The organism is Belliella alkalica (assembly GCF_022549785.1).
Classification (GTDB): Bacteria; Bacteroidota; Bacteroidia; order Cytophagales; family Cyclobacteriaceae; genus Belliella; species Belliella alkalica.
In genome coordinates, this window is sequence record NZ_JAKZGO010000009.1 from 178,963 (window position 1) to 203,519 (window position 24,557).

The following is a 24,557-nucleotide window of genomic DNA, read 5'->3' on the forward strand; positions in this document are numbered from 1 at the left end:
AAAGATATCAAATAATAAAAAAAGCATTATTTTAAATATTCATATTTAATTATTTATTTTTTTTATTTAAATAATTAAATATAATTTTAAAATACAACTACTTTAATATGACCCCCTCAAATTTGGCAACATGCCAAATTTTATTTAACAGCTAATGTCAATTAGTTTTCGGTGTAGCATCAATTGATGTAATTAGTTAAAAAAATAGCCATTAAAATCATCAATTTCATATCGCATTTTCTTGCCGAAAAGAGTTGTGAACTTTATGTGAAAGCTCTTAGAGAGAAACAGGAGGTTCATTTTAAGAACTGCAAAAAGTGTACAAAACATTACTGGCTCAATACTAAAAAGGTTCTATCCTACAATGAGCTACAGCGCCAAATTGGATTCGGAAAGTATGACACAGCTTTCCTGTTAATTCATAAAATATGAACGAAAACAATTGAATAGAAAATGCTACAATTATATTATTCTCTATCCAAAAAAAAACAAGCTCAAAATATAAAAACACTGAAAGCTTATACTTGAAAGATACAGGTGCATTTCTAAGCGTTTATTCTAAAACCTTACAAAAGTATTCAGCATCATCTCTTTGGCATTTCCTTATCACCAGATTTTAAACGTTACAAGCATCCTTTTTCCAATATGTGCTTTACTTATCTCATCATAACCTATTAGTATTCATCTAAAAACACAGCCTTTTTAGACAATTTTTAATCAAAACCCAAATGATTTTTTTGGCTGGCCCGCTTTTTCTCCCCTATCAATTTGACCCACTTCCAAATCACAGTGTGAATAAAAGTAATGCCGGCAGATGAATTTTGTCCTTCTCGATTGTATCCGAAAAGTTCAACTTCAAACCAATCACTATGCTCAATGAAATTACATGGGAACAGTTTTTCCTCGCTCTGGGAATCCTATTCACGGCTTACTATCTCTATGTGGCGGTACGCTACTTTGGTAAAGATATCACCTCAAAAATGGAATTGAAAATCCCTTCCAAGAAAAAAGGACAGAAGCCTGAGACAAGTATCCTTCTTTCAGAATCGCAGTTTGCCAAGGCTTTTGGTGAGCTTGAAATGATCAACGCCGATTTGCGGGAGAATGTGATTCCTGCCTTTGCACGGTCTAAGGATAAAAAAGTGCTTTTGTTCCAGATCGCCCAAAAGCTGGAAACCTTCGAAGGCTTGAATGTACCTGCTTTCAGGCACGCCATCAACAACTGTATCCATGCCGAAGCAAAGAAGATCGGTCTGGAAATTACTCATGAGGAACTGGAAAACCGCTGGAAAGCCCTCATTGAAAATATGCCTACCCATAAAAATTAAAAACCATGAATGTAAACATTGCTACCTGCCCCAACAGAAACAGGAAATTCCTAATCCTGCTGCTTATCGCGTTTGTCCTTTGCTACTACAATGCCTACTCCCAAAGCGGAACGGCAGGGATAGTGGATGCAACAAACCACATCATAACCTATTACCAGACCGCCATCAACCTGATGTATGCCATCGGGGCATTGGTAGGGCTGATCGGTGCCATCAAAGTATACAACAAATGGAACAGCGGTGACCATGACACTGGCAAAGTAGCCACGGCATGGTTCGGCTCCTGCATCTTTCTGGTCTTGGTGGCTACTGTCCTTTCCAGCTTCTTTGGTCTGTAGCATGCTCAATGAATCAAATTCCCAATTTGTAAAGTGAAAAATTATGAGCTATACAATCAATAAGGGCATCAACAAACCCATCGAACTGAAGGGATTCAAAGCCCAGTACATCGCCTATTTGGGTGTCGGACTGGTGGTGTTGCTGATTGCATTCGCAGTGCTTTACCTAATTGGATTTCCACTTTTGCTGCTGTTTCCGCTTATCATTGGTGGAGGAGTCCTGCTTTTCACAAAAATCTTTGCCATGAGCAAGAAGTATGGCAGGCATGGGCTGCTCAAAGAAATGGCTTTCAGGAGTGTTCCGGGTGCCGTGCTATCATCCAGCAGAAAATCTTTTTATCGCCTTACAAAAACAAAATGATAAGTACAAACCACAGTAAATCAATCGATCTGGAGAAGGCTTTACCTATCTGGAAAATTGAGAATGACCTTCTCGTTTCCAGACAGGGAGACATTACAGCTGCATTTTGTGTGCAGCTACCGGAAATATTCACGCTTTCCGAAAAAGACTATGCCACACTACATCAGGCATGGGTAAAGGCCATCAAAGTCCTGCCCAAACATACCATTTTGCACAAGCAGGACTGGTTCGTACAGAGTCGGTTCCAAGCGGACTTCTCGAATACAGAGAAAGCCTTTCTTTCATCTTCCAGCGACAGGTTCTTCCATGAACGTCCCTTTCTGGAACATGAGTGTTACCTCTTTGTCACCCAGCGCCATCCCAGTCATAAACTTTCCACTTCGGCAGTATCCAACCTTTTTGGAAGGGGCATCGTGCCTGAGGAGACTCTCGATGAACAGGTATTGCAGGAGCTTGAAAACTCCATCGGTCAATTTAAGCGGATTCTCTCCGATAGTGGTATGGTACGTTTGAAACCGCTTTCATCCGTAAGTTTGGCTGGAACAGAGACAAATACTGGACTATTGGAAAGGTATTGTTATCTGTTGGAGAAAGGACAAGCCCCACAAATTAGAGACATTGTATTCAAACCTGAATGGCAGATCGGCTCCAACCATTGTTTGATGTATTCTTTGGCAGATGTGGAAGATCTGCCTTCCACTTGCAACCCTTCCATAGGTTATGAAAGCTACTCCACCGACCGTAGCCGATTTTCCATATCTTTTGCTTCACCCTTGGGCTATCTCTTGCCCTGCAGTCACATTTACAACCAGTACATTGTTGTGGATGATGCTGCAATTACGCTCAAAAAGCTTGAAAGTAAACAGCTTCGTTTGCAATCCCTGTCTGCCTACAGCAGGGAAAATGCAATATCCAGAGAGGCTGTATCGGATTTTCTCAATGAAGCCATCAGCGAGCAACGGATGCCCGTCAAAGCCCATTTCAATGTGTTGGTTTGGACGGATGAAAGGGAGGGTCTGAAAGACCTCAGAAACATGGTATCTTCATCCCTTGCCAAAATGGATGCAACCCCAAAACTGGAATCCCGAGGTGCACCACAACTGTTTTGGGCGGGAATACCGGGAAATGCGGGTGACATTCCCGTAAATGACACCTTCGACACTTTTATTGACCAGGCTGCCTGTTTTTTCAATGTGGAAACTGCCTACCGTTCTTCCATAAGTCCAGTTGGGATAAGGCTGGGTGAAAGGTTGAATGGCAAGCCCGTCCATGTAGATATTTCCGATGAGCCCATGAAAAGGGGCTATATCACCAACAGGAACAAATTCATTCTTGGACCATCTGGTAGTGGGAAATCATTCTTCACCAACCATATGGTACGCAGCTATTATGAGCAGGGAACCCATGTGGTTCTGGTGGACGTGGGACACTCCTACCGTGGCTTATGCGATTTGGTCAAGGGATATTACTTCACCTATGAAGAAAGCAATCCCATCCGCTTCAACCCATTTTTTATTGAAGGTGGAGCTGTACTTGATACCGAAAAAAAAGAGAGCCTGAAAACGCTGTTGTTGGCACTGTGGAAGAAGGATGATGAGGTATTCAAAAGATCAGAATATGTTGCCCTTTCCAATGCATTGACAGGCTATTATCAAAAGCTCGATAAACACCCAGATATTTTTCCCTGCTTTGACAGTTTCTTTGAATACCTGCAAAACGACTTTACCGAAACCCTCAAAAAAGACCGGGTAAAGGACAAAGATTTCGACGTGGAGAATTTCCTGTATGTCCTGCGGCCTTACTACAAGGGCGGTGAGTTCGATTACCTGCTCAATGCTCGCAAAAATCTTGATTTGTTGGGACAGCGATTTATCGTCTTTGAACTCGATAACATCAAGGATCACCCGATACTCTTTCCCGTTGTCACCATCATCATCATGGAGATTTTCATTTCCAAAATGAGGAAGCTCAAAGGCATCCGCAAGATGATTCTGATAGAGGAAGCTTGGAAGGCAATTGCCAAAGAAGGGATGGCTGAATACATCAAATATCTGTTCAAGACGGTCAGGAAGTTCTTCGGAGAGGCCATTGTAGTCACGCAGGAAGTGGAAGACATTATTTCCTCCCCCGTGGTCAAGCAGGCCATCATCAACAACTCGGACTGCAAAATCCTCCTTGACCAGAGCAAATACCAAAACAAGTTCGACCAGATACAGGAATTGCTTGGACTGACCGAAAAGGAAAAGTCCCTGATTCTTTCCATCAACAAAGCCAATGACCCCGACAGGGTGTACAAGGAAGTGTTTATCGGTCTGGGAGGGCAGATGTCCAAAGTGTACCGCACAGAGGTGTCTCTTGAAGAATATCTTGCCTATACCACCGAGGAAAGTGAAAAGGTGAAACTTCAGGAATATACCCAGAAACTTGGAGGAGATATGAAAGCTGCCATCAGGGCATTGGCAACAGATTTACGCAAAACCAAACCATAAACAGATGAAAAGAACAATTAGAGCAATCGTGCTTGCTGTGGTGATGGCATTCACCATAGTTCCCCAACCGGCAAAAGCCGACCCGATCATTGGTGAGATCATCCGCAGGGGTGTTGTACGCGCCATAAAAGCCGTTGATCTGCAAATCCAAAGATTGCAGCTTGAAACCGTATGGCTTCAAAATGCCCAGAAAACCCTGGAAAATGTCCTGTCTCAACTCAAGCTGGATGAAATCTCCGATTGGGCACAAAGGCAGGGGGATTTGTTTGGAGATTACTACAATGAACTCTGGCGGGTGAAAAATACGATCACCCAATACCAACGCATCCGTGACATTGCCCAGAATCAGGCATTGTTGGTACGGGAGTATCAGGCTGTCTGGAGCCTTTTGCGAAACAGCGGCAATTTTTCCGTGGCTGAAATCAACTATATGGAACGGGTCTATTCCAAAATCCTTGAAACGAGCATCAACAACATGCAACAGATCCATGTGGTGGTCAATGCTTTCAGAACGCAGATGAGCGATGCAGAAAGGCTTGAACTCGTCCACCGGGTTGACCGGGATGTTAGGAGTAACCTTGCAGACTTGAGGAGGTTCAACCGTCAGAACGTAGGACTTGATGTTCAAAGAGGAGGCAATCTGCTAGATCTTGAACTGTTACAACAGATTCATGGGCTATAAAAGAACCATATATATAACTCTAATTCTGCTTTGCATTTCCGTGGCTTCCCATGCCCAGAATTTCAATGAATGGTTCAGGCAAAACAGAACGCAGATCAGATACCTGACCGAGCAGATCATTGCCTACCGGATGTTGAATTCCCAAACAAACGGTGGTTACAACATCATGCAACATGGCTTGGGCATGATCCAAGGCTTTACCTCGGGAGAGTTTGGCGAGCACCGAACCTACATGCTCAGTCTGGAAGCGGTAAGCCCTGAGGTAAGCAACCACAAGCGGGTCTCCGGCTTCATGGAACTGCAAGCCCGCTATGTAGAAGAATGGCAGGCATTGAGTCTTTTCATGTCCAGTCAATCGGGACTTACTCCTCCCGAAAACAACTACGCCTCGGAGATGCGGAGTAAAATCTATGATCAGGCAAGCAAACTTTCCTCGGAATTTCAGGATGTGGTGACCAACAGCAATCTCCAAATGACCGATGCGGAAAGGATTGAGCGCATAGACTTTCTCTACCGGGATTTCCTGAAAAATTACCTTGTCCTCAAACGTCTGGGAAGGGATGTCCGCTCACTTTCCCAAGCCAGACAACGGGAAAGAAACGATATGTTGATGCTGGAAGAAATCTACTAACCTTAAATAATAATTGATGAAAAAAACACTTGTGATATGCCTTATGGCAATAGCCTTTCATGTTCCCGTTAAGGCACAGGATCAGGAGATTGCCCAGCTTCTGCTGAACGTGGAAAAACTATCCCAGCTACGCAGTATCCTTGACAATATGTACACCGGATACACCATCCTCACCAGCGGATACAATGCAGTCAGGGACATCAGTCAGGGTAATTTCAGTCTGCACCAAACATTTTTGGATGGTTTGATGGCAGTGAACCCGACCGTTCGCCAGTACCGGAGAGTGGCTGAGATCATCGGCCAGCAACAGACCATCCTCTCCGAATACAGCAGGTCATATAATCTATTTGTATCGAGTGGAAAGTTTACCACCGCAGAGATTGACTATATCTCCAGAATATACAGTCAGCTGTTCACCCGAAGCCTGCAAAACCTACAGGAATTGACCATGATCATTACCGCGGGACAGGTAAGGATGAATGATGCCGAACGGCTCAAATCCATCGACCGAATCCATGCAGACATGGGCGAAAAACTCAGTTTCCTTCGGGGATTCAACAAGAAAACGACAAGCCTCCAGAACCTCCGCATCCATGAGAAGGAAAATCAAGAGATCCTCAAAACCATATATGGCCTTTAACCTAAAACTCACCCAATGAAAAATAAAACAATACTGCTTGTAATTGCCCTTGCCCTGCTGCTGATGCTTCCTGAACAGACCTTTGCCCAAGGTTTGACTGGCAACGTCAGACAATTTCATGGGATACTCCAAAGGCTGTATGACGACATGATCCCTTTGGCAAGCCAGCTTATTGGAGTGGGTAGGGCGATAGCGGGTTTTGCTTCCCTGCTTTTTATTTCCCAAAGGGTATGGCGCCACCTTGCCAACGCAGAGCCGATAGACATGTACCCGCTATTGAGGCCGTTCGCCATCGGTATGGCCATCCTGCTCTTTCCGTCCCTGATGGGATTGATGAATGGGGTGCTCTCTCCGCTGGTCAGGGGCACGGAAAACATGGTAGACAGCAGTAACGATGCCATCATTTGGCATATTGATAAACAGAAAGAGGATACCCGCTGGGCGATTGAGAACCAACCCCCTGCCAACCAATCAAACCTTGATCAATACGAAGAACAAGAAGCCAACGAAAATCTGTCCGGTGGTACTTGGGGAGGACGAATTCTGTATGCAGGAATGAAAAACATGGCGCTTTCAGCCATGCGGTGGCTATTGGAACTGCTCTATGTTTCCGCCGCACTCTGTATCAACACCATTCGCACATTCCACCTGATCGTGCTGACCATCTTGGGGCCTGTTGTACTCGGCCTTTCTGTGTTCGAAGGTTTTCAGCACATACTTTCCAACTGGATTGCAAAGTATGTCAATGTCTATCTGTGGCTGCCCATCGCCAATATATTCGGAGCCATCACTGCCAAGATCTTGGAAAACATGGCGCTTACATCCCCAGAATTCTTCGGTGGACTGGCCTATTCGGTATTCATGCTTCTTGCCATTATCGGATACTTCACCATACCCAACATTGCCAACTACATCATTTCAGGAGGGAGCAGAGACGGTATTCTGCACAAAGCAACCAAAATGGCAGGAGGTGCAGTTGGAGCAGGTGCCACAGCAACAGTGGGAATGATGAAATAAGATAACCATCCCAGAAAAATGTTCAGACAACTCAAAAATATAGACACTGCATTCCAGCACATCAAAACCTTTACCATCATGGTGGTTGTCGGTTCCTCATTGCTTTGCTGCTTTACCGTGTATCAGGCTTTCAAAATGGTGCTTTCCGCACAGGAAAGGATTTACCTGCTTGCCAACGACAAGGCATTGGAGGCTTTTTCAGCTGAACGGAAAGACAACATTCCAGTGGAGGCACGGGATCATGTAAAGATGTTCCACCATTACTTTTTTACCCTTGACCCAGATGAAAAGGTAATCGAAAGCAACATCAACAAAGCACTTGGATTGGCAGACAACTCTGCAGCAAATCAATTCAGTGATCTCAAAGAGGCTGGATACTATACAGGTATCATTTCAGGCAGCGTCAGCCAGACCATCTACATGGACAGCGCTGTGATTGACACATCAAATTATCCCTTTTCCTTCCGCTATCACGGCACACAGAAGGTCATCCGCTCAACCAGCGTAGTGACAAGGAAGCTGATAACCGAAGGACGGCTTAGAAATGTCAACCGATCTGACCTCAATCCGCATGGCTTTCTAATCGAAAGATGGAAAGTTATCGAAAACCGGGATATCGACATCAATAAACGGTAATGTGATATGAACAACAAAAAGATTACTCCCTGGCATCAATTAAGGCAAAGTCTCAGCTTATACCTCAAGAAAAAGGAAGCTAGACTAAGTAAACAACAAAAGCAACTACTGCTGCTTTTGTACATCATGCTGTTTGCCGGATGTCTGCTCTACATCCTGTTACGAACATTCTCAGGCAGTCCCATCAGGGTTTTGTTACCCATCCTCCCCACAGAAATCTTATAGGAAATCCCTTCAACAAATAATCAATCAAATCTCAAATATCATGAAAACACAACCCCATAGCGAGAAATTCAAACGGCACCGCAAGTTCCTGCTGGTACTCCCATTGTTTGCCCTCCCTTTCCTTGTCACCACTTTCTGGGCATTGGGAGGAGGTAATCCCACCATGAAAATTGCAGACGATAATGCCAAGCTGATCGGAACACTTCCCTCCCCTGAAATTGAAGAAAAGCCCATGGACAAGCTTTCCCTTTTTGAAAAGGCGAAAAAAGATTCTTCCAACAGGCAAAAGCAATATACGCAAGACCCCTATGCCGATTTTTTCCAGATAAAGGAATCCGAACTGGAAAGCCAGGATATGGGAAAATCCGATCACGGAGTGTCTCCGATCATTGAATCAACACCGATGAAAGAACAGGAAGAAAAAATACGACAGCAATTGGATCAACTTCAGTCCGTCCTTGATCAGCCAGATGTTCAACCTGCTTCGCAAAAACCAATGAACAGGCAAAAGGAAACACCTATAGAATTGGCTGGGGATATCGACAGATTGGAAGCCATGATGCACAGGATGTCACAAAGAGACGATGAGGACCCCGAAATGAAACAGGTGGAGGATATGTTGGAAAAGATTCTTGACATCCAGCATCCCCAAAGGGTACAGGACAGGCTGAGTGAAAAATCACGGGAGGAAAAAGGTAAAGTATTTCCCATCCATACCGATACCAAACCATTGTCAAAAAAGAACAAACCCAAGCCCAGCTCTTTGGATGTGGCTGATGATGAGATCGATTATTCTCCTGTGTTTACCCAAACCAAGCAAACCAATGGCTTCTATGGATTGGAGGAAGAGTCGGTTTCTAGCGATGATAATATTTTTGCCGTTCCTGCTGTCGTCCACGGTGAACAGACACTAACTGCCGGGGCAACGGTAAAGATGCGTTTGACCAGGGATATTTATGTCAATGGCATGCGGATTCCCTCTGGGAGTTTTGTGTTTGGCACCTGTGGCATTCAGGGCGAAAGACTGGAGATCGCCGTTGATGGCATCCGTCACGGTGAGATCATATTCCCAATAAGCCTTACAGTCTATGATATGGATGCCATTTCAGGCATACGCATACCGGGAGCAATCACCCGTGAATCAGTCAAGGAAGGAACAGCAAGTGCCATTCAGGGGACGCAGTTTATGGGCTTTAACCCTTCAATAGAAGCGCAGGCAGCCAATGCAGGCATTGAAGCCGCCAAAGGACTGTTTAGCAAAAAGGCAAAACTTATAAGGGTGACGGTCAAGGACACTCATCCCCTACTGCTCGTTGACCAAAACCAACGCCATCAATAATTTCCAAAAACTTAATCCATATACCATGAATAATAGAACCATTCTCACCGTAATGCTGATAGCGATGATTTCCACATATGCTGTATCGGCACATAGCCAATCCTTTTTCCATCAGGCACTGATAACACCGCACCAGCTCAATATTGGTTGGGAAAAGACAACGGTATTGATATTCCCTTCCCCGGTGGAAAGTGCGGACAGGGGAAGCCGTCATATACTTACCCAAAAAGACGACAAAGCCCAAAATGTACTGAAGGTAAAAGCAGCGGCAAAGGGTTTTCCTGAAAGCAACCTCAATGTGATAACTGCCGATGGAAAATTATACCATTTCACCGTCAACTACAGCGATCATATTCAAAACCCGGTTATCGACATGGGCTTGCAGAACCACTTTGAGACTACAGCGATCCTGTTTGAAAACATATCGCTCAATGAAGAACAGGTTCAGCAAATGGCGAAAAAGGTGGTGGACAAAATGCCGTTTTTAAGAAAACGCGACAAAAACAGCCGTATGAAACTCACCCTTCAGGGGGTCTATATCCACGAGGATGTTATGTTTTTCCAGCTTTCCATTGCCAACAGGTCAGGGATAGACTTTAACACCGAACAATGGCGCTTCTTTGTCCAGGATGCAAAACAAGCCAAACGGACGGCGGTGAGGGAATTGGAGATGGTACCGGTTCTCGGTTACCCCGGCCTTTCAAAAGGTGTTTCGGGTAAAGACAACAATACCATTGTTCTTGCTTTTCAAAAGTTCACCATCGCCGACACCAAAAGATTCATCATGCAGGTATTTGAAAGGAATGGGGACAGGAACCTGATCCTTTCCGTCAAAGGCAGGCACCTGTTGAAAGCCCTGCCTGTGAGTGAGTATCAACCCTTAAACCAGTAATCATGGAACAGCAAAATCTCGAATTTCTCAAAGAAAAACTCAAATATTCCGGTTTTGATCCCGAATTAATCCAACAAATGGAAAAGCAGATGGAAAAAGGATTGAAGGAGTTCCAGCTGCAGCGAACGATGGAAATCGAAGGCAATAAAGTGGATTTTAACCTCCATTTCAACAAATCCGATACCTCTGAAAAGTACTTCTTCAACAAAACCGATGTGACGCTTCATCCTTCAATGGAAAATGGGGCTGCCGTAAGCCATACGTTCTACCAAAACCAGAATATATCCGCCAAGGAAGCATTCAACCTACTGCAAGGCAGGGCTGTTGACAAGACCCTTTTCAACAAAGAGGGGCAGTCCTATAAAGCATGGTTGCAGCTTGATTTGAAGGATAAGGATGTGGGGAACAATTACAAGGTCAACCAGTACCATGAGAATTATGGTTACAATCTCAAAGACCTCATTGGACAGCTCCCAATCAAACTCGATGATAGACAGGCCGAATGGCTCGAAAAATCCCTTCAGAAAGGCAATAAGCATGGTGTAGCAATAGAGTTGGAGGGCAAGACGGAAAAGATTTATGTCGAGGCCAATCCGCAGTTTAAAACCTTTAATTTCTATGACGAGTCGGGCAAAAGGATTTCCAAAGACGACCTCAACATCAAAATGGAGCATCAAGGAACGAAGAAGACCGAAAGTCAGAAGCAGAATCCCACAGGACAGAGCAGTAAAAACGAGGACGGTTCAAAAAAAAAGTCCGCTCCCAAGGTTAACCAACAGCCTTCCGTCAAGAAAAGGCCTACGAGAAAAAAAGGAGTCGGAATATAAAATTGATCCCGATGCAAATCCACTGCTTTCACCAACAAACAGGAAGGAAGAATTTGTGGATGCCTTGTTTGAGGGGATCAGTAACAAAAGACCTGCTCAGAGAAAGGAAACAGACAAAAAAAGAGGCTTTAAAATGTAAATATCATTTGGATACAAGCTAGGTAAAAAGTCCCTTCGGGGGCTTTTTTTTATTTGGCCGTTACACACTTTGGTGGGTCAGGCTTTGCGTTTCAATCTTCCCTTTGGAAAGGATTTCCACTGCAATCCTTAACGGTTTCGCTTTTAGATATATAAATCGAAAGAGCTGCAAAACAACTTCTTTACAGCCAACTCCCAACCGTTGCAGCAAAGGTATGCCCCCAACCCATGCGGCAAGGCCAAGCCCTGTGGGTGTCAGAGAAAATCTCCATCCCAACTTTAGCTATGGATTGTATTTTCCCTGACAGCCTTGACCGCTTTATCCATCACACCGCATTTTGGCTGCCCAACGGTTAAAAGTAGCCGAAGCTGTGTTGCAGTATTTATTATCCCTAAATAAAATTACTATGTAACCTGTCTGTTTTTTGTTGGTCAAAGCCGGGAGAAATTTTTGATATTAAAAAGGATAACCTCAAATTCTCTCACAGTTGTTATAGAAAATCTTATCTTTGAAATCTATAACACTTGTGATAGAATTTGAATGCGCTGTAAATGAAAGAGATAGTAGCCTACAAAGATTTTTACAAAGAAATAATTGATACGATTAATGCCAGAAGATATAAGGCATATAAATCGTTAAATAGGCATCACATAGAACACAACTTTGAGCTTGGTGAAATAATTGTAAAACATCAGGAAAAACAAAAGTGGGGACAATCAATAGTAGAGAAACTTTCTACAGATATTACCAAGCAAATTGATGGACTGTCAGGTTATTCACCTCAGAATCTATGGAAAATGCGTCAATTTTATCTTGAATATAGAGAGAAAACTGTATTGTATGAATTAGCCAAACAAATTCCGTGGGGACAAAATATGCTAGTTCTCCATCAGGTAAAAGATGACAATGAACGAAGATACTATTTAGAAGCAACAGCAAAATTGGGGTGGAGTCGAGCTGTTTTGTTAAATCAAATCAAGGCAGATGCTTATAAGCATCATGTGTTAGATAAGAAGTTGAGTAATTTTGAAACTGCATTACCGTCACATTTATCAGAACAAGCAAATGAAGCTTTAAAAAGTGAATATAACCTTGACTTTCTCGGAATCACCAAACCTGTCCATGAACGAGAGCTTGAAAATAGATTAATTGAAAATATACGTGATTTATTACTTGAATTGGGATATGGATTTAGTTTTATAGGAAATCAGTATCGGTTAACATTGAACAATAAAGAATATTTTATTGACTTGCTATTTTATCATCGGTTTTTGAAATGCTTGATTGCAATCGAGCTAAAAACCGTAGAATTTGAACCTGAATTTGCAGGAAAAATGAATTTTTATCTTGAACTTCTCGATAGTAAAGAAAAGCAAGCAGATGATAACCCTTCAATTGGAATTATTCTATGCCCGACAAAAGATGATATTGAGGTTGAATTTGCTTTGAGGTCTAGTAATAAACCAATTGGAGTATCTGAATATAAATTAACTCATGAACTTCCTGAAAATCTAAAAGGAAAAGTTCCGACTTCAAAAGAATTAAAACAAATGCTAACAATAGCTATAAGTAATGCAGGCGATTCAGCTATTGGAAAGTAATGTGGAATTAATTGACAATTTACAAATTTTAAAGATTATACAACTAACCCCGTACTCCTCATAGCCGAACCGTTGGTGGTCATTTTGACCAACGCCACCAAGACAAGTAACAGAATTCAAATTTTGACAGATAAATGGCAACTGAGAAAATAAAAAAGACCTGTAAGTTTGGACACACTTTCTACAAGAGCAGTGACTGTCCAACTTGCCCGACTTGTGAAAAACTCAAAGAACCAGCTTCAGGATTTTTAGCGCTTTTGAGCAATCCTGCAAGAAACGCATTGCTTTATCACGGAATAGACACTATTCAGAAACTATCCGAGTTTACTGAAAAAGAAATTTTGAAAATACACGGTATCGGAAAGGCTTCACTACCTGCATTTAGACAAGCTCTTGAAGAAAACGGATTATCATTCAAAGAGGATGAACACAAAAAATAGCATAAGATATCTAATCCTAAATGCTAATTTAAAATCCAGGTAAAAACTCCTTCTTTTTTTTTGCCATTTCCCACTTTGGTGGGTCTGCTTTCCGTTACAATCTTTCCTTTGGAAAGAATTTCCACTACAATCCTTAACGGTTTCGCTTTTAGATATACAAATCGAAAGAGCTGCAAAACAACTTCTATACAGCAAACTCCCAACCGTTGCAGCAAAGGTATGCCCCCTACGCATGCGGCAAGGCTAAGCCCTGTGGGTGTCATAGAAAATCTCCATCCCAACTTTAGCTAGGGATAGTATTTTCCCCGACAGCCTTGACCGCTTTATCCATCACACCGCATTTTGGCTGCCCAACGGTTAAAAGTAGCCGAAGCTGTGTTGCAGTATTTATTAACCCTAAATAAATTTACTATGTAACCTGTCGGTTTTTTTTTGTTCAAAGCCGGGAAATCTGGCAGGCTTGGAGTTATTCCTTTTTTACTTTCTGTTCTTGGCAGCATTAGGTAGGTATGGTAAGTCAGTCGACAGTCTTTCCCATGCATCGGTTTAAAGGGTACAGATTTCTTTAGTTGACAGTACTGGAAAGTATGGAGAAAAGAATAGGAAAAATATAGGTACAGATAAGCCGCAGAACAGCTTTTCAATATCGAACGAAACTCCCTAGGTCAATTTTAAATAGGGCTTGCTGAAAAAGTCTCAGGTATGCCAGCCCTACCTATCAGTAGACAAGTTCAAAGCGGGCGAATGAAGATGTATGCTTATACTTCGAATGAGCCCAATGAAGAAGATGGTATGCCTGAGGCTAGCCTAAAAATTTCGAGTTTTGAAATTTTTAGGAGCACTCAAATCAAGCTGGATCATTGAATAAGCGTGCACCTGCTTAAAAAGAAAATACTTATTAAATGGGTATTCATCAAAATTTTAAGAATTTACTCTCCAGTTGGCGTTTTTCAGCACGCCCTAAATAGGCTATTCCAGACTATGGAATTTGCCGATACTTGCAAAATGACTTTTTTATTTTCTTCTCATTAATTTCAGTACAAATATCGGCTTAGGGGTGCTGAAGCGCTCCATAAGACTACGGCATAATGTCATGTTTCGTTTATCAGCATGACACCCTTCGGGACTTATTCCGTTTCCTTTTGGGCTTGATTCCCCTAAGCCAGAGGAAGTACCATAATTAATTTCTAATCCTTAAAACGAATTTGTTATGGAAACTTCAAAAAACATCATTGCTCCAAAAGTTGCTGAAATCGAGTTGGTTTACAAGACCAAAGTAAAGGCTTCTGACAGACCAAAAATCACTCGCTCGGATGATGCCAAAACCATCCTTATGGATAATTGGGACACCGATAAAATTGAATTTATAGAACAGTTCAAAGTGATGTATCTCAACCGCAATAGTAAAGTGACTGGAATTGTCGAAATCTCCACCGGAGGGACTTCTGCAACGATTGTGGATGTCAAACTGATTTATGCAGGAGCTTTGAAAGCCAATGTTTCATCGATTATTTTAGCCCACAACCATCCTTCAGGAAATCTTAAACCAAGCCACCAAGATATCAGGCTAACCGAAAAGCTAAAAAAAGCAGGTGAAATCCTCGATATTTCAATTATAGATCATCTTATCATTACAAAGGATAACGGATACTTTTCATTTGCAGATGAAGGGCTTTTATAGCCCTTTTTTTGGTCGAAGAAAGGTTGCAATTTTTATATTAGGCAAAAATCGAATACTAAAAACAAATTTCTATTAACTGCTTCGTTAATTCAAAATTTAAGAAAGAAATAAGAAATTGGGTTTATAAGTAAATACGGCTGAAGAGAAATATTATAAAAATAGTTTAAGTTATTTTAATAAATTCTCCGTCAAAAGTCTATACTCAGTCCCCAAAACAATAATCTTTTCCTTAATTCATTTCTCAAGTCGATACTAACTTAAGCCCAATAATTGAAAAGATTAATGTTATAATAAAAAGAATTCGCAAGAATGTCACTGGCTCATTAAAAACAAAGACCCCAACTAAAACCGTACCTACTGCACCTATTCCTGTCCATACTGAATAAGCTGTACCGATAGGCAAGGTTTGGGTTGCTTTAATTAATAGCACCATACTAGTAGTTAGTGTCACAATGAACCCTACGTACCATAAATACATCTCATTTCCTATACTGACTTTTGCCTTTCCTAAACAAAAAGCAAAAGCAACTTCAAATAGGCCTGCAAAAATTAAAATTACCCAATTCATAACTTCTAATGTTTTATTATTAAACAAAATTCAGGATTTAAATTGAAATAAAATTTTACAAATGATAAAAAAGGTTACTCTATAGAAGATCTTATTCGGCTCAAACTTACTTGGGTAATTCCTAAAAAAGATGCTATATGTCTTAATTGTATTCTTTGTACAAATTCGGGATTATCTTTTAATAGATTCAAATACCGTTCTTTAGCTGTTTTGAATTGTCGAGAAATAAGCCACTCTTCTAACTTCAAAAGTTGCTGCTCTGCAAATTTCCTACCCCAATTAGCAACATGGACGTCTTGTTCAAATAGTTTTTCAAGATTTACTTTATTTATAAAATACAACTCACTGTCCTCCAAAAGTTCTATAAACTCATATCCTTTTTGATTGGCTACATAACTTTTTAATGAAATGGCAGGATCTCCCTCTTTGCCAAACCAAAATGTTAACTCACTATCTTCCGATCTTGAAAATGCTCTAGCAATTCCTTTTTTAATAAAAAAAATATTATCTTCTACTCTATCAGCTCTTATGATGACGTGATACTTTGGATAATGAACTTTTTCAAAACTGTTCTTAAGTGTCAATTTTGAAAGGTAAGGAACAGGAAAAACATTATCTATTATTTGGTCAATGCTCATGACACCTGTGTTATTTTGAGATGAATATTTTAATTTTTTGTGCGCATATATCAAATAAATCAGAAGTATTAATTTTTTGGTTATTGATAAATATATCGCAAAGAAGATTGTTGTGTGATTTAAACTACCATACTAAATTTTATCCGTATCAGATTTACCACACTAATTCAAACAAATGAAATTAGTTGTTAAACGATCTCAGTACCGGTTTTAAGTAATCGAATGCTGAAGAGTATCCGCAATTTTTATTGTCACCTATTTCCCAATATTCAACACTGCGGATACTCATTTTTTGCTTGACTTTTAAATTTATAAATTATTTCTTTTGACTAGATATTTCTTTAAAGTCTTCCATGGAGATTGATTCATTTGGTTCAAAACCAGAGGTATTCATATAATTTATTAGACTGAATTTAAACTGCTTAGCTACAATTCTATTTTCCATATCAGTACTCAGGTCAATTGTAGTCATCAACAACTTGCCTTTACCCACTGATACTTCAAAAGTATTTGAAAGACTTCTATTTGTAACAAAGTTATCAATTACTCTTACAATAGGATCAAAAGAATAAGCTGAAATATCAACTGCTTTTGAATTTACACACAAGTCCCACCATTGCCAGTCAGAGTGAATGTCAGTTGGAAAATAGTTTAAGGCCGGATGACCAGGGTCGTTCAAGATACCCATGGTGGAAGGCTGTTCAGGAAAGTGTACAGGACTCCAAAAAACAGGTAAAAACTTACCCTTAACACCATTAATCTGATTAAAATCAGGGTTGTACAGCACTTTTCGACCTTCCTCCAAAGCTTTTTTTGCCTCAGGGTAAGATCGAGTGAAAATAACATCCCCATACGCTAACTGTTGATCAGGGTATACCCAGATTTTCCATTCATTTTTATAATCAGTACCTTTCAATGACAGCCTTACTCTAAATTCTGATGCTTTTTCGGATTCAAGTTTTGTGGAAAATTTCCCAAAATCGAACTGATTCCCAATAGGAATATTGATTTTTGTGATACTGTCGGTAGCTAAAACCTCATCCTTAGACAAGATTTCCCAAATCAACGTTTGCTCTTTTAAGGGTTGATAAAAGTTGGCAATCTGTACTTGGCAAGTTAAAGTTTCACCACTTTTGTAAACTGCCTTTTCAAAATTTAACAGGGGTACTATTTCGTTAGAAAACATTTTAAATTCTTCGGCAGAGATTACTCCTTTGGACTCCCAAAAAACATTAAGCAAACCTACCAATGCTGTTCCTTGTCCAGGAAAATCTTGCAATTGAAGCAACTGAAACCCATCAAAGCCTGGAGTTTTTAAAGCTCTTTCTATTTCCTCTTTATACAGTAATGCTGCAAGTTTGCCTGATGCTAAGATAAATTCAGGAGCCAACTCAATAAGTCCTTTTCGTTCAAGATCTTCCTTGACAGCAATGAAGTTTAGAGGCTTAAGTACTCCTTGGTATTTATCGATCTCTGAAAGATCTGGATAAACTGAATATTGTCCGATTTCATGGGAAATAATTGGAACTTTTATATGATCAACCATTTGACTGTAATTTTTGTCAAAAGCGGGAGCATCAGATTCAAAAATAGTCTGTCCCCTAATCCATCCCTTATCTGTCCATTGAGTAATAAAGAATTCATCTTCCTGAAGCGGTAATTGGCCAACACCTTTTTGAAATGAAAATGAAGTTGTCGTAAACAGCCTGCTATTGTCTTTTTCTTTTAGCCTAGCCGCTGTGGCATTCATCCAATCTATGTCACCTTCAAGCTCATTCCCAAGTGCCATCATAATGAAAGAGGGATGATTACCGTAGGATTTTAAAATCAAATCAGCTTCATTCAACAGAAACTCGTTTGTAGTTTGATCTTTACCTACTTGTAGATTCCAGTGAGGAAGTTCTATTTGGAAATAAAAGCCAAGTTCATCAGCTGCCTCAAAAGCAGCTTTTGGAGGACACCATGAATGAAACCTAAAATGGTTTAACCCATAAGACTTTGCACTATTAATTATAGTTTGCCAAGCATCCTTGTCCATAGCTGGATGCCCTGTTTCAGGAAAGACACCACATTCCAAAGTACCTCTCAGAAATATTCTCTGATCATTTAAGGTTAGTATGCCATTTGAATTATCAAGTTTTCTTAGGCCAAATTTCTTTTTTATTATCAAATCTCCATCACTAAGTACCAGATCATATAAATTAGGATTAAATTCATCCCATGGAAGGATTTCCTCAGAAAGTTTGATTTCTACTTCTCCCAAATTATTGAGCTTTATCTTACCTTTCTCAACAGATTTATGGTTGAGTGAAATTTCATATGAAATGCTTTTTTCTTCAATTTTTTCTGGAAAACTCAAAAGCAATTTCCGATCAGCATCAATTGTCCGAACTTTTACCTCATGTAATAAAGAATAGGGCTTTAACGACAACTCCCCTAAAATTCCATTCCATTTGATTTGGGTGTGATTTGTATATCCATGAGCCATTTCTTTTGATGTAGTGACTGGGTATTTTTCTCCAATAACATTTATGGATGGATATAGATTTGAATTATCGATTCGTATTACAATAGTGTTTTTACCTGGTTTTAAAATTTTTCCAGAATCTATAATATATTCATGAGAAGCCACCAAACTCTCGGCTTTTCCAACTAACTCTCCATTGATCCAAACTTTAGATTCCCACATTACACGCTCTAAATGAAGAATCATTTTTTCTGACTCCCAACCTTCGGGGAGATCTATTGTTTTTCTATACCATGCAGGCCCAATATATTCATGCTTTCTGGCTAAATGGGATAGAACCTTGTTGTTCAAGCCGGGTTCCAAATTGTTTGGTGTTCCCACACCAGCAAGATCTAATGTACCTGGTAAATCTATTTGAGTTTCCGTTGGAAAATTTATAAACCACTCTTTATCTTCTCCCTCACTAAGAGAATCCAATGCTACCTGCCAAGAACCGGCAAGGTTTAAAGTCAATTCTCCCTGAGGTTTACAGCTAACTGAAAGTATACATATAAAGAATACGATAATTTTAAGGACAACACTTAAAGCATTTTTACTTTTTTTCATACGATATTATTTCATTTTTGAAGACCTCCAGTTAGATTATTCCAAAGAAAGGCCTTAAACAGAATCTATTTCATCTATATTATTTTAACAGAAAAAGCAAAATGTAGTCTTCCCGTAACGAAAATTACAAACATTTGCTCTTTTCAAAATCTGCCTTATTAGACAGGTAGGCTAGGCAAAAGAATCATTAAAGATGATTTATGAACATATGCACCTAAATGAGATTCATCTCTTTCTAGAATTTTATTTAAATATTGATTGGCTTTCTTTCCATTTCCAAAGCCTATATTTCCCAAGGCTAACATGTAATCACAATGTATTTGATTCCTTGTATTTAGATCTTCTTCCCAAATCTGTAAATCCGGTAAGGAAACGGCAAAATAATCTAACTTCACTTGATCATTAAAATGCTTCTCACCATAAGAGATCAACTTCATAAATCTCAATTCAGCATTGATATGATCCCCAAGCTTTAAAAATGCAAGACCCTGATATAAGATCTTATCAGGTGATTGATCATTATAATACATTGCAAGTTGAGGTTCTGAAGCTCCAAGAGTTGCTTTTTTAAAATTATTTACGGCTTCACTTCCTCGGTTAAGAGCCTGATAAACGCATCCCAACCAATAATAAATATCATTATCTATGGAACTTTCCAGTTTTCCTTCACCAAGATTTTCTGGGTACTGTAAAGCAGCTTTCAGCAATTCTAAAGCTTTTTGATGATTACCATTTTGAAAATTTTGCTTTGCAAGTTCTGTCAAAGCTAAACTATACTGCGAAGGAACTTTTCCTTCCCCACCTTCCCAGGGATGAAAAATTCGATTGGAAATACATAATAAAGCCTTTTCATACTGCCCATGCAAGTTGAGTAATGTGATATATTCTAGATAAAGATCATCACGATCTTGCACTACCGTTAAATGCAATTCTAAGAACTGTAGTCTAAAGGAATTAGATTTGTTTATTTTTTTGTATAATTGATCCAGTTCCATTAACAATCTGGAATTGCTTGGATCAATTTCAAATGCTTGTTCAAGACACTCGAGAGCCTTTTCCTTATTTTCAAATTTATTGAAGTATAGCAAAGAAAGGTTTCTCAAAACTAAAGGAAATGAATCCATCAGCTTGAGAGACTTTTCCCAGCATATTTTTGCTTGGTCATAATTTCGATTAGACATCCAGAAATTACCCAGATAATACAATGCTTTGGAGTCTTCTGGATTAATTAAAATCACGTTATTAAGAATTATTACCTCTTCTAAGCGGTTGGGAAAACAATAATCAGAAGATGCATTTGATCCCAGGAAATAGAATTCCTTAGTACGAGTAAGATCCCCTATTTTGTAATAAAAATAACCTAGAGTATAATATGCAATTGGATAAATATTTTCGCTTTTTTGAAGGTAAATTGATAAAAAATCTATAGCTTCAGAATAAAGCCCCGCATCTGCATAGTCAAAGGCAATTTCCAAATAATTATGCACATAATTTCGAAGTAAGAATTGTAAATCTATTTTGACTTGTGGGTCGGATGTAACCAAATACTTTTCGAACAATAACCCAAAATTAAAACTATCTAATTCCAATGATTCTTCTAAATAATTTGCACAGGCCGGATCTTTTAGATTTCTGAGAAGAATTACCTTTAAATGCCTTCCTTTATGATTATGATAATTATGAATCAAAGACTCTTCCAGTAGTTCAAGTGCCCTAGTGAAGTTGCCTCTTCTTGTTTCAATCAAAGCAAGATTAAAGAATCCCGATGATTTAAACTCAGCATTCCAACAGCTTTTATAAAAGGCATCATAAGCTTCATCGTATCTTTCAAGATACTTTAAAGTTAAGCCTTTGTTAAACAAAGCTTCTCCGTTTACCGGATTGGGATTAAATTGTGTCAAGGTATTGATTGCCTTCTGGAAATGCCCCAATGCCTTGTTAAAGTCTCCACTTTTAAGATAATAAAGTCCTATGGCATTGTTGCACCTGACATCACTTGGTTCCCTCTTCAAGGCCTCAGAATAGTAATCAATAGGCCTGTAAGTAGCATGACGATACTGCTCGATATGCAAGCCTGTCAAATAAAGTTCTTCTATGGACCGAATTTCCTCAGGAAGTTTTGCAGGTTTTGCAGGTTCTGGCAGTTGCTTTTCTACTCTTTTTGATGTATTCCAACTAACCAATACATTGCCTTCATTAGATTTCACTACCGCCTTGATGGTATCAGGGATTCCTTCATAAGGAAGTGTTAAGTCAAATATGGATTCAGGAGACAAATCACATACCTTTTTTATGATTCTTTCTTCATTAATATCAAGCTCTACAGAACTATCTGAAAAAATACCTGTTGCATAAACTACCAAACGTACTTGTCCATTATTGAATTCAACATTTAAAATCGCATCCTTTGTTGCATTTTTGACCAAACCGACTTTTTGATAAGGCATAAAGTATTGTGTAAAAGACTTCTCCTCATAAGGTTGAATCCAAGCAAAATCAGGTTGATTATCAGTAAATACACCACACATCAATTCGATGTAAGGACCGTTCTTGTCGGTCAGATTTCTGTCCCAAGCCTGACCAAAGTCTCCATTTCCCCATGTCCATTGCTTTTTTCCAGGTGATATATGGTGATTGGCTACATGGAGCAATCCTGCTTCTGTATCGTTTTCATACCCTCCTACAAAATCATATTCAGAGTTTACTGCCATGTATGAGGTAGGTACAGGAATATTTTTATACCTGGAAATATCGACCCCTTCAGAATAATCCACCTTATAATAAACACCCTTGGCGATAGGGAATTCCGAAACATCACGCTTTCCGTGATCAAATACAGCATTTACATCTTCAGGAAAAACAGATTGATATTGATCATTTACTGCTACGGCAGGATTTGCCCACCACAAAAAAGTCTGTGGATGTGGAGTCCTGTTGTAAAGCCTCCCTTTGATTTCAATGTATGCTTTATCAGGGTGTAGTGTGAATCCAGCCATACCCTTAGTTCTAAACATCCTTTCGATTTCACTCACCCACACAGTCACACTTCCATCTTCATTGTAATCTATATGAAAATCGACCGGATCATATGTGCTGGGTCTGTGATGCTGAGGCCAGTTGAACTCTATGCCTCCCGAAATCCATGGACCTGTCAAACCTACCAAAGCTGGTTTTATCACTTCATTATAATATACAAAATGACGTTTTTTGACTTTATCATAGGCCATTTGAATTCTACCTCCCAACTCTGGGAGAATCATGATTTTTAGGAACTGATTCTCCATAAAAACTACGTTCCATTTTTTGTCTATTTTTTCATCACTGATTTTTTCAATAACAGGATGTGGGTATACCGAACCACTGCTTCCTTGATATACTCTTTTTTCAAAAAACATGGGGTATTGCTCTGGTTTACTTACCTCATACGTAGGGATGACTACAATATCATTCCAAACCTTAACTTCCATTGTAGATTTCATAATTTTTGCTTTAATAATTTCATTTCAATTTCTTCTAAACTTTTGCCCTTTGTTTCGGGTAATTTAATTTTGATAAATAAAAATCCGAGTATTGATATAAAACAGTATGACCAAAAGGTACCATAGGAGCCTAAGTTCTGATTCATAATAGGAAATGTATAAGTCAAAACGAAGGAAGCTATCCATAAGAATAAAGATGCAATTGACATCGCTCTACCCCTTATTTTGTTGGGAAATATCTCAGATAGTACCACCCATGTCACTGGTGCAATAGACATGGCATAGACACCAATTGCTACTAGGACTAAAATCAAGATAGGCAAACCTGATATTTGAATGTAGTAGGCCCATCCTAAGATAAAGTGAATGACACCTAGTACGGAAGAACCCAAAAGAAGCAGTTTTTTCCTTCCCCAAGAATCCACGTATTTCATGGCTATGATGGTGAAAATTAGATTTATACTGCCAGTCAGTACAATATTAAAGAGCATATCACTGATCGTATAACCTGCACTGGTAAAGACTTCTTCTGCATAATTGAAGATTATATTGATACCACACCATTGCTGGAAGACTGCCAGAACTATCCCCAGGATCATTATTGGTCTGACTTTTGGGGCAGTAATATCTGCAAAAGACAGTTTTTGCTTCTGAGAACTCCTTACGTTTTTCAGAATATTTTCACTTTCTATTGCTGCATATTTATCACCACCTATCTTACTCAAGATCGATATAGCCTCTGATTCTCTTCCTTTCAAAACAAGAAATCTAGGACTTTTGGGAACTAGAAACATCAATAAGACAAACAAAATAGACGGAATCAATTCAGCTAGAAACATCCATCGCCATCCCATCTGACCATTCCAAGAGTTCAAAATCTCAGAATCTGTAATGGTACCTTCCATTGGTTCTGCGATAATATAATTAATAATTTGAGCAGCAAGAATACCTAGTACGATCGTCAACTGGTTTATTGACACAAATCGACCTCTGTGTTCACTCGGAGTGATTTCTGCGATATACAATGGAGATAATGTTGAGGCAATTCCAATTCCTAATCCTCCTATAACCCTAAAAACTATAAACCATGTGAAATCATAAGTCATTCCTGTACCAAATGCTGATACCACAAATAAAATCCCAGCTCCGATAAGAGGGACCTTTCTACCATATTTATCAGAAACCATTCCCGATATTACAGCACCGAAAATACATCCTATCAATGCACTGCTCATTGCCCAACCTTGCAATGTTGGGGAAGATTTGATTTCAAAAAATAATTCATAAAATGGCTTTGCTCCTCCAATAACAACCCAATCATAGCCAAAAAGAAACCCTCCAAGTGCTGAAGTCACCGCAATTGGAAGGATATAATTTAAATTATATTTAATATTGTTCATTAATTCTGTAAAATCTGTTTTAAATTTTTATCGTAGTGTTAATTTTCAAACTAGGAAATTGTTCTTTAGTGAGAAATCGACTAATGCATGGACTTTTGCCAGTCAGAAATCAATTACAATCTCCAGTGAACTT

At 39.5% G+C, this 24,557-nt stretch carries 20 protein-coding genes; 15 read left to right on the forward strand and 5 right to left on the reverse strand.

Features of this window, described 5'->3' with window-relative positions; all coding sequences use genetic code 11:
• Positions 1-869: 869 nt before the first annotated feature.
• The 15 genes from MM213_RS12660 to MM213_RS12730 all read left to right on the forward strand — a co-directional run bounded on the left by MM213_RS12660 (position 870) and on the right by MM213_RS12730 (position 15,266).
• Positions 870-1,328 carry a hypothetical protein gene (locus MM213_RS12660; protein WP_241412752.1) on the forward strand — a complete coding sequence of 153 codons (459 nt, stop codon included), beginning with the start codon at positions 870-872 and terminating at the stop codon, positions 1,326-1,328.
• A 5-nt stretch (positions 1,329-1,333) separates the two neighbouring features.
• A complete protein-coding gene (locus MM213_RS12665) occupies positions 1,334-1,666 on the forward strand; it encodes a DUF4134 domain-containing protein (RefSeq protein ID WP_241348367.1) in 333 nt (110 codons plus the stop codon).
• 43 nt (positions 1,667-1,709) lie between these two features.
• Positions 1,710-2,027 carry a DUF4133 domain-containing protein gene (locus tag MM213_RS12670; protein WP_241412753.1) on the forward strand — a complete coding sequence of 106 codons (318 nt, stop codon included), beginning with the start codon at positions 1,710-1,712 and terminating at the stop codon, positions 2,025-2,027.
• Positions 2,024-4,516: a TraG family conjugative transposon ATPase gene (locus MM213_RS12675; protein WP_241412754.1), complete on the forward strand. Its 2,493-nt coding sequence runs from the start codon at positions 2,024-2,026 to the stop codon at positions 4,514-4,516. The genes MM213_RS12670 and MM213_RS12675 overlap by 4 nt, the downstream gene beginning before the upstream one ends.
• Positions 4,517-4,520: 4 nt before the next feature.
• Positions 4,521-5,198, forward strand: a complete 678-nt coding sequence (locus MM213_RS12680) for a conjugal transfer protein TraI (RefSeq protein ID WP_241412755.1) — start codon at positions 4,521-4,523, stop codon at positions 5,196-5,198.
• The gene (locus MM213_RS12685) at positions 5,188-5,829 is read left to right on the forward strand and encodes a hypothetical protein (RefSeq protein ID WP_241412756.1); all 642 of its coding nucleotides are present in this window, start codon (positions 5,188-5,190) and stop codon (positions 5,827-5,829) included. Before MM213_RS12680 ends, MM213_RS12685 begins: the two co-directional genes overlap by 11 nt.
• Positions 5,830-5,845: 16 nt before the next feature.
• Positions 5,846-6,469: a TerB family tellurite resistance protein gene (locus MM213_RS12690; protein ID WP_241412758.1), complete on the forward strand. Its 624-nt coding sequence runs from the start codon at positions 5,846-5,848 to the stop codon at positions 6,467-6,469.
• Between the two features lie 15 nt (positions 6,470-6,484).
• A complete protein-coding gene (locus tag MM213_RS12695; RefSeq protein WP_241412759.1) occupies positions 6,485-7,486 on the forward strand; it encodes a TraJ family protein in 1,002 nt (333 codons plus the stop codon).
• Between the two features lie 18 nt (positions 7,487-7,504).
• Entirely contained in the window at positions 7,505-8,122 is a 618-nt protein-coding gene (gene traK / locus MM213_RS12700) for a conjugative transposon protein TraK (RefSeq protein ID WP_241412760.1), read from the forward strand.
• Between the two features lie 265 nt (positions 8,123-8,387).
• Positions 8,388-9,686: a conjugative transposon protein TraM gene (gene traM / locus MM213_RS12705; RefSeq protein WP_241412761.1), complete on the forward strand. Its 1,299-nt coding sequence runs from the start codon at positions 8,388-8,390 to the stop codon at positions 9,684-9,686.
• A gap of 25 nt (positions 9,687-9,711) precedes the next feature.
• Positions 9,712-10,578: a conjugative transposon protein TraN gene (traN, locus tag MM213_RS12710; RefSeq protein ID WP_241412762.1), complete on the forward strand. Its 867-nt coding sequence runs from the start codon at positions 9,712-9,714 to the stop codon at positions 10,576-10,578.
• A gap of 2 nt (positions 10,579-10,580) precedes the next feature.
• Positions 10,581-11,405 (forward strand): hypothetical protein, encoded by an 825-nt coding sequence (locus MM213_RS12715; RefSeq protein WP_241412763.1) that lies wholly within the window; start codon positions 10,581-10,583, stop codon positions 11,403-11,405.
• Positions 11,406-12,095: 690 nt separating this feature from the next.
• Complete coding sequence (locus MM213_RS12720) at positions 12,096-13,145, forward strand: PDDEXK nuclease domain-containing protein (protein ID WP_241412764.1); 1,050 nt, start codon at positions 12,096-12,098, stop codon at positions 13,143-13,145.
• Between the two features lie 134 nt (positions 13,146-13,279).
• Entirely contained in the window at positions 13,280-13,585 is a 306-nt protein-coding gene (locus MM213_RS12725; RefSeq protein WP_241412765.1) for an RNA polymerase alpha subunit C-terminal domain-containing protein, read from the forward strand.
• Between the two features lie 1,210 nt (positions 13,586-14,795).
• Positions 14,796-15,266, forward strand: a complete 471-nt coding sequence (locus MM213_RS12730; RefSeq protein ID WP_241412767.1) for a JAB domain-containing protein — start codon at positions 14,796-14,798, stop codon at positions 15,264-15,266.
• A gap of 241 nt (positions 15,267-15,507) precedes the next feature.
• Here MM213_RS12730 and MM213_RS12735 read toward each other — a convergent pair whose 3' ends face one another.
• The 5 genes from MM213_RS12735 to MM213_RS12755 all read right to left on the reverse strand — a co-directional run bounded on the left by MM213_RS12735 (position 15,508) and on the right by MM213_RS12755 (position 24,424).
• Positions 15,508-15,834 carry a DMT family transporter gene (locus MM213_RS12735; RefSeq protein ID WP_241412769.1) on the reverse strand — a complete coding sequence of 109 codons (327 nt, stop codon included), beginning with the start codon at positions 15,832-15,834 and terminating at the stop codon, positions 15,508-15,510.
• A gap of 74 nt (positions 15,835-15,908) precedes the next feature.
• Positions 15,909-16,472, reverse strand: coding sequence for a Crp/Fnr family transcriptional regulator (locus MM213_RS12740; RefSeq protein ID WP_241412770.1), 564 nt, complete (start codon positions 16,470-16,472; stop codon positions 15,909-15,911).
• A 316-nt stretch (positions 16,473-16,788) separates the two neighbouring features.
• The gene (locus MM213_RS12745) at positions 16,789-19,545 is read right to left on the reverse strand and encodes a DUF8487 domain-containing protein (protein ID WP_241412771.1); all 2,757 of its coding nucleotides are present in this window, start codon (positions 19,543-19,545) and stop codon (positions 16,789-16,791) included.
• A gap of 158 nt (positions 19,546-19,703) precedes the next feature.
• On the reverse strand, positions 19,704-23,024 hold the full coding sequence (locus MM213_RS12750) for a DUF5107 domain-containing protein (RefSeq protein WP_241412772.1): 3,321 nt from the start codon (positions 23,022-23,024) through the stop codon (positions 19,704-19,706).
• A complete protein-coding gene (locus tag MM213_RS12755; protein WP_241412773.1) occupies positions 23,021-24,424 on the reverse strand; it encodes a sugar porter family MFS transporter in 1,404 nt (467 codons plus the stop codon). The genes MM213_RS12750 and MM213_RS12755 overlap by 4 nt, the downstream gene beginning before the upstream one ends.
• Between the last annotated feature and the right edge of the window lie 133 nt (positions 24,425-24,557).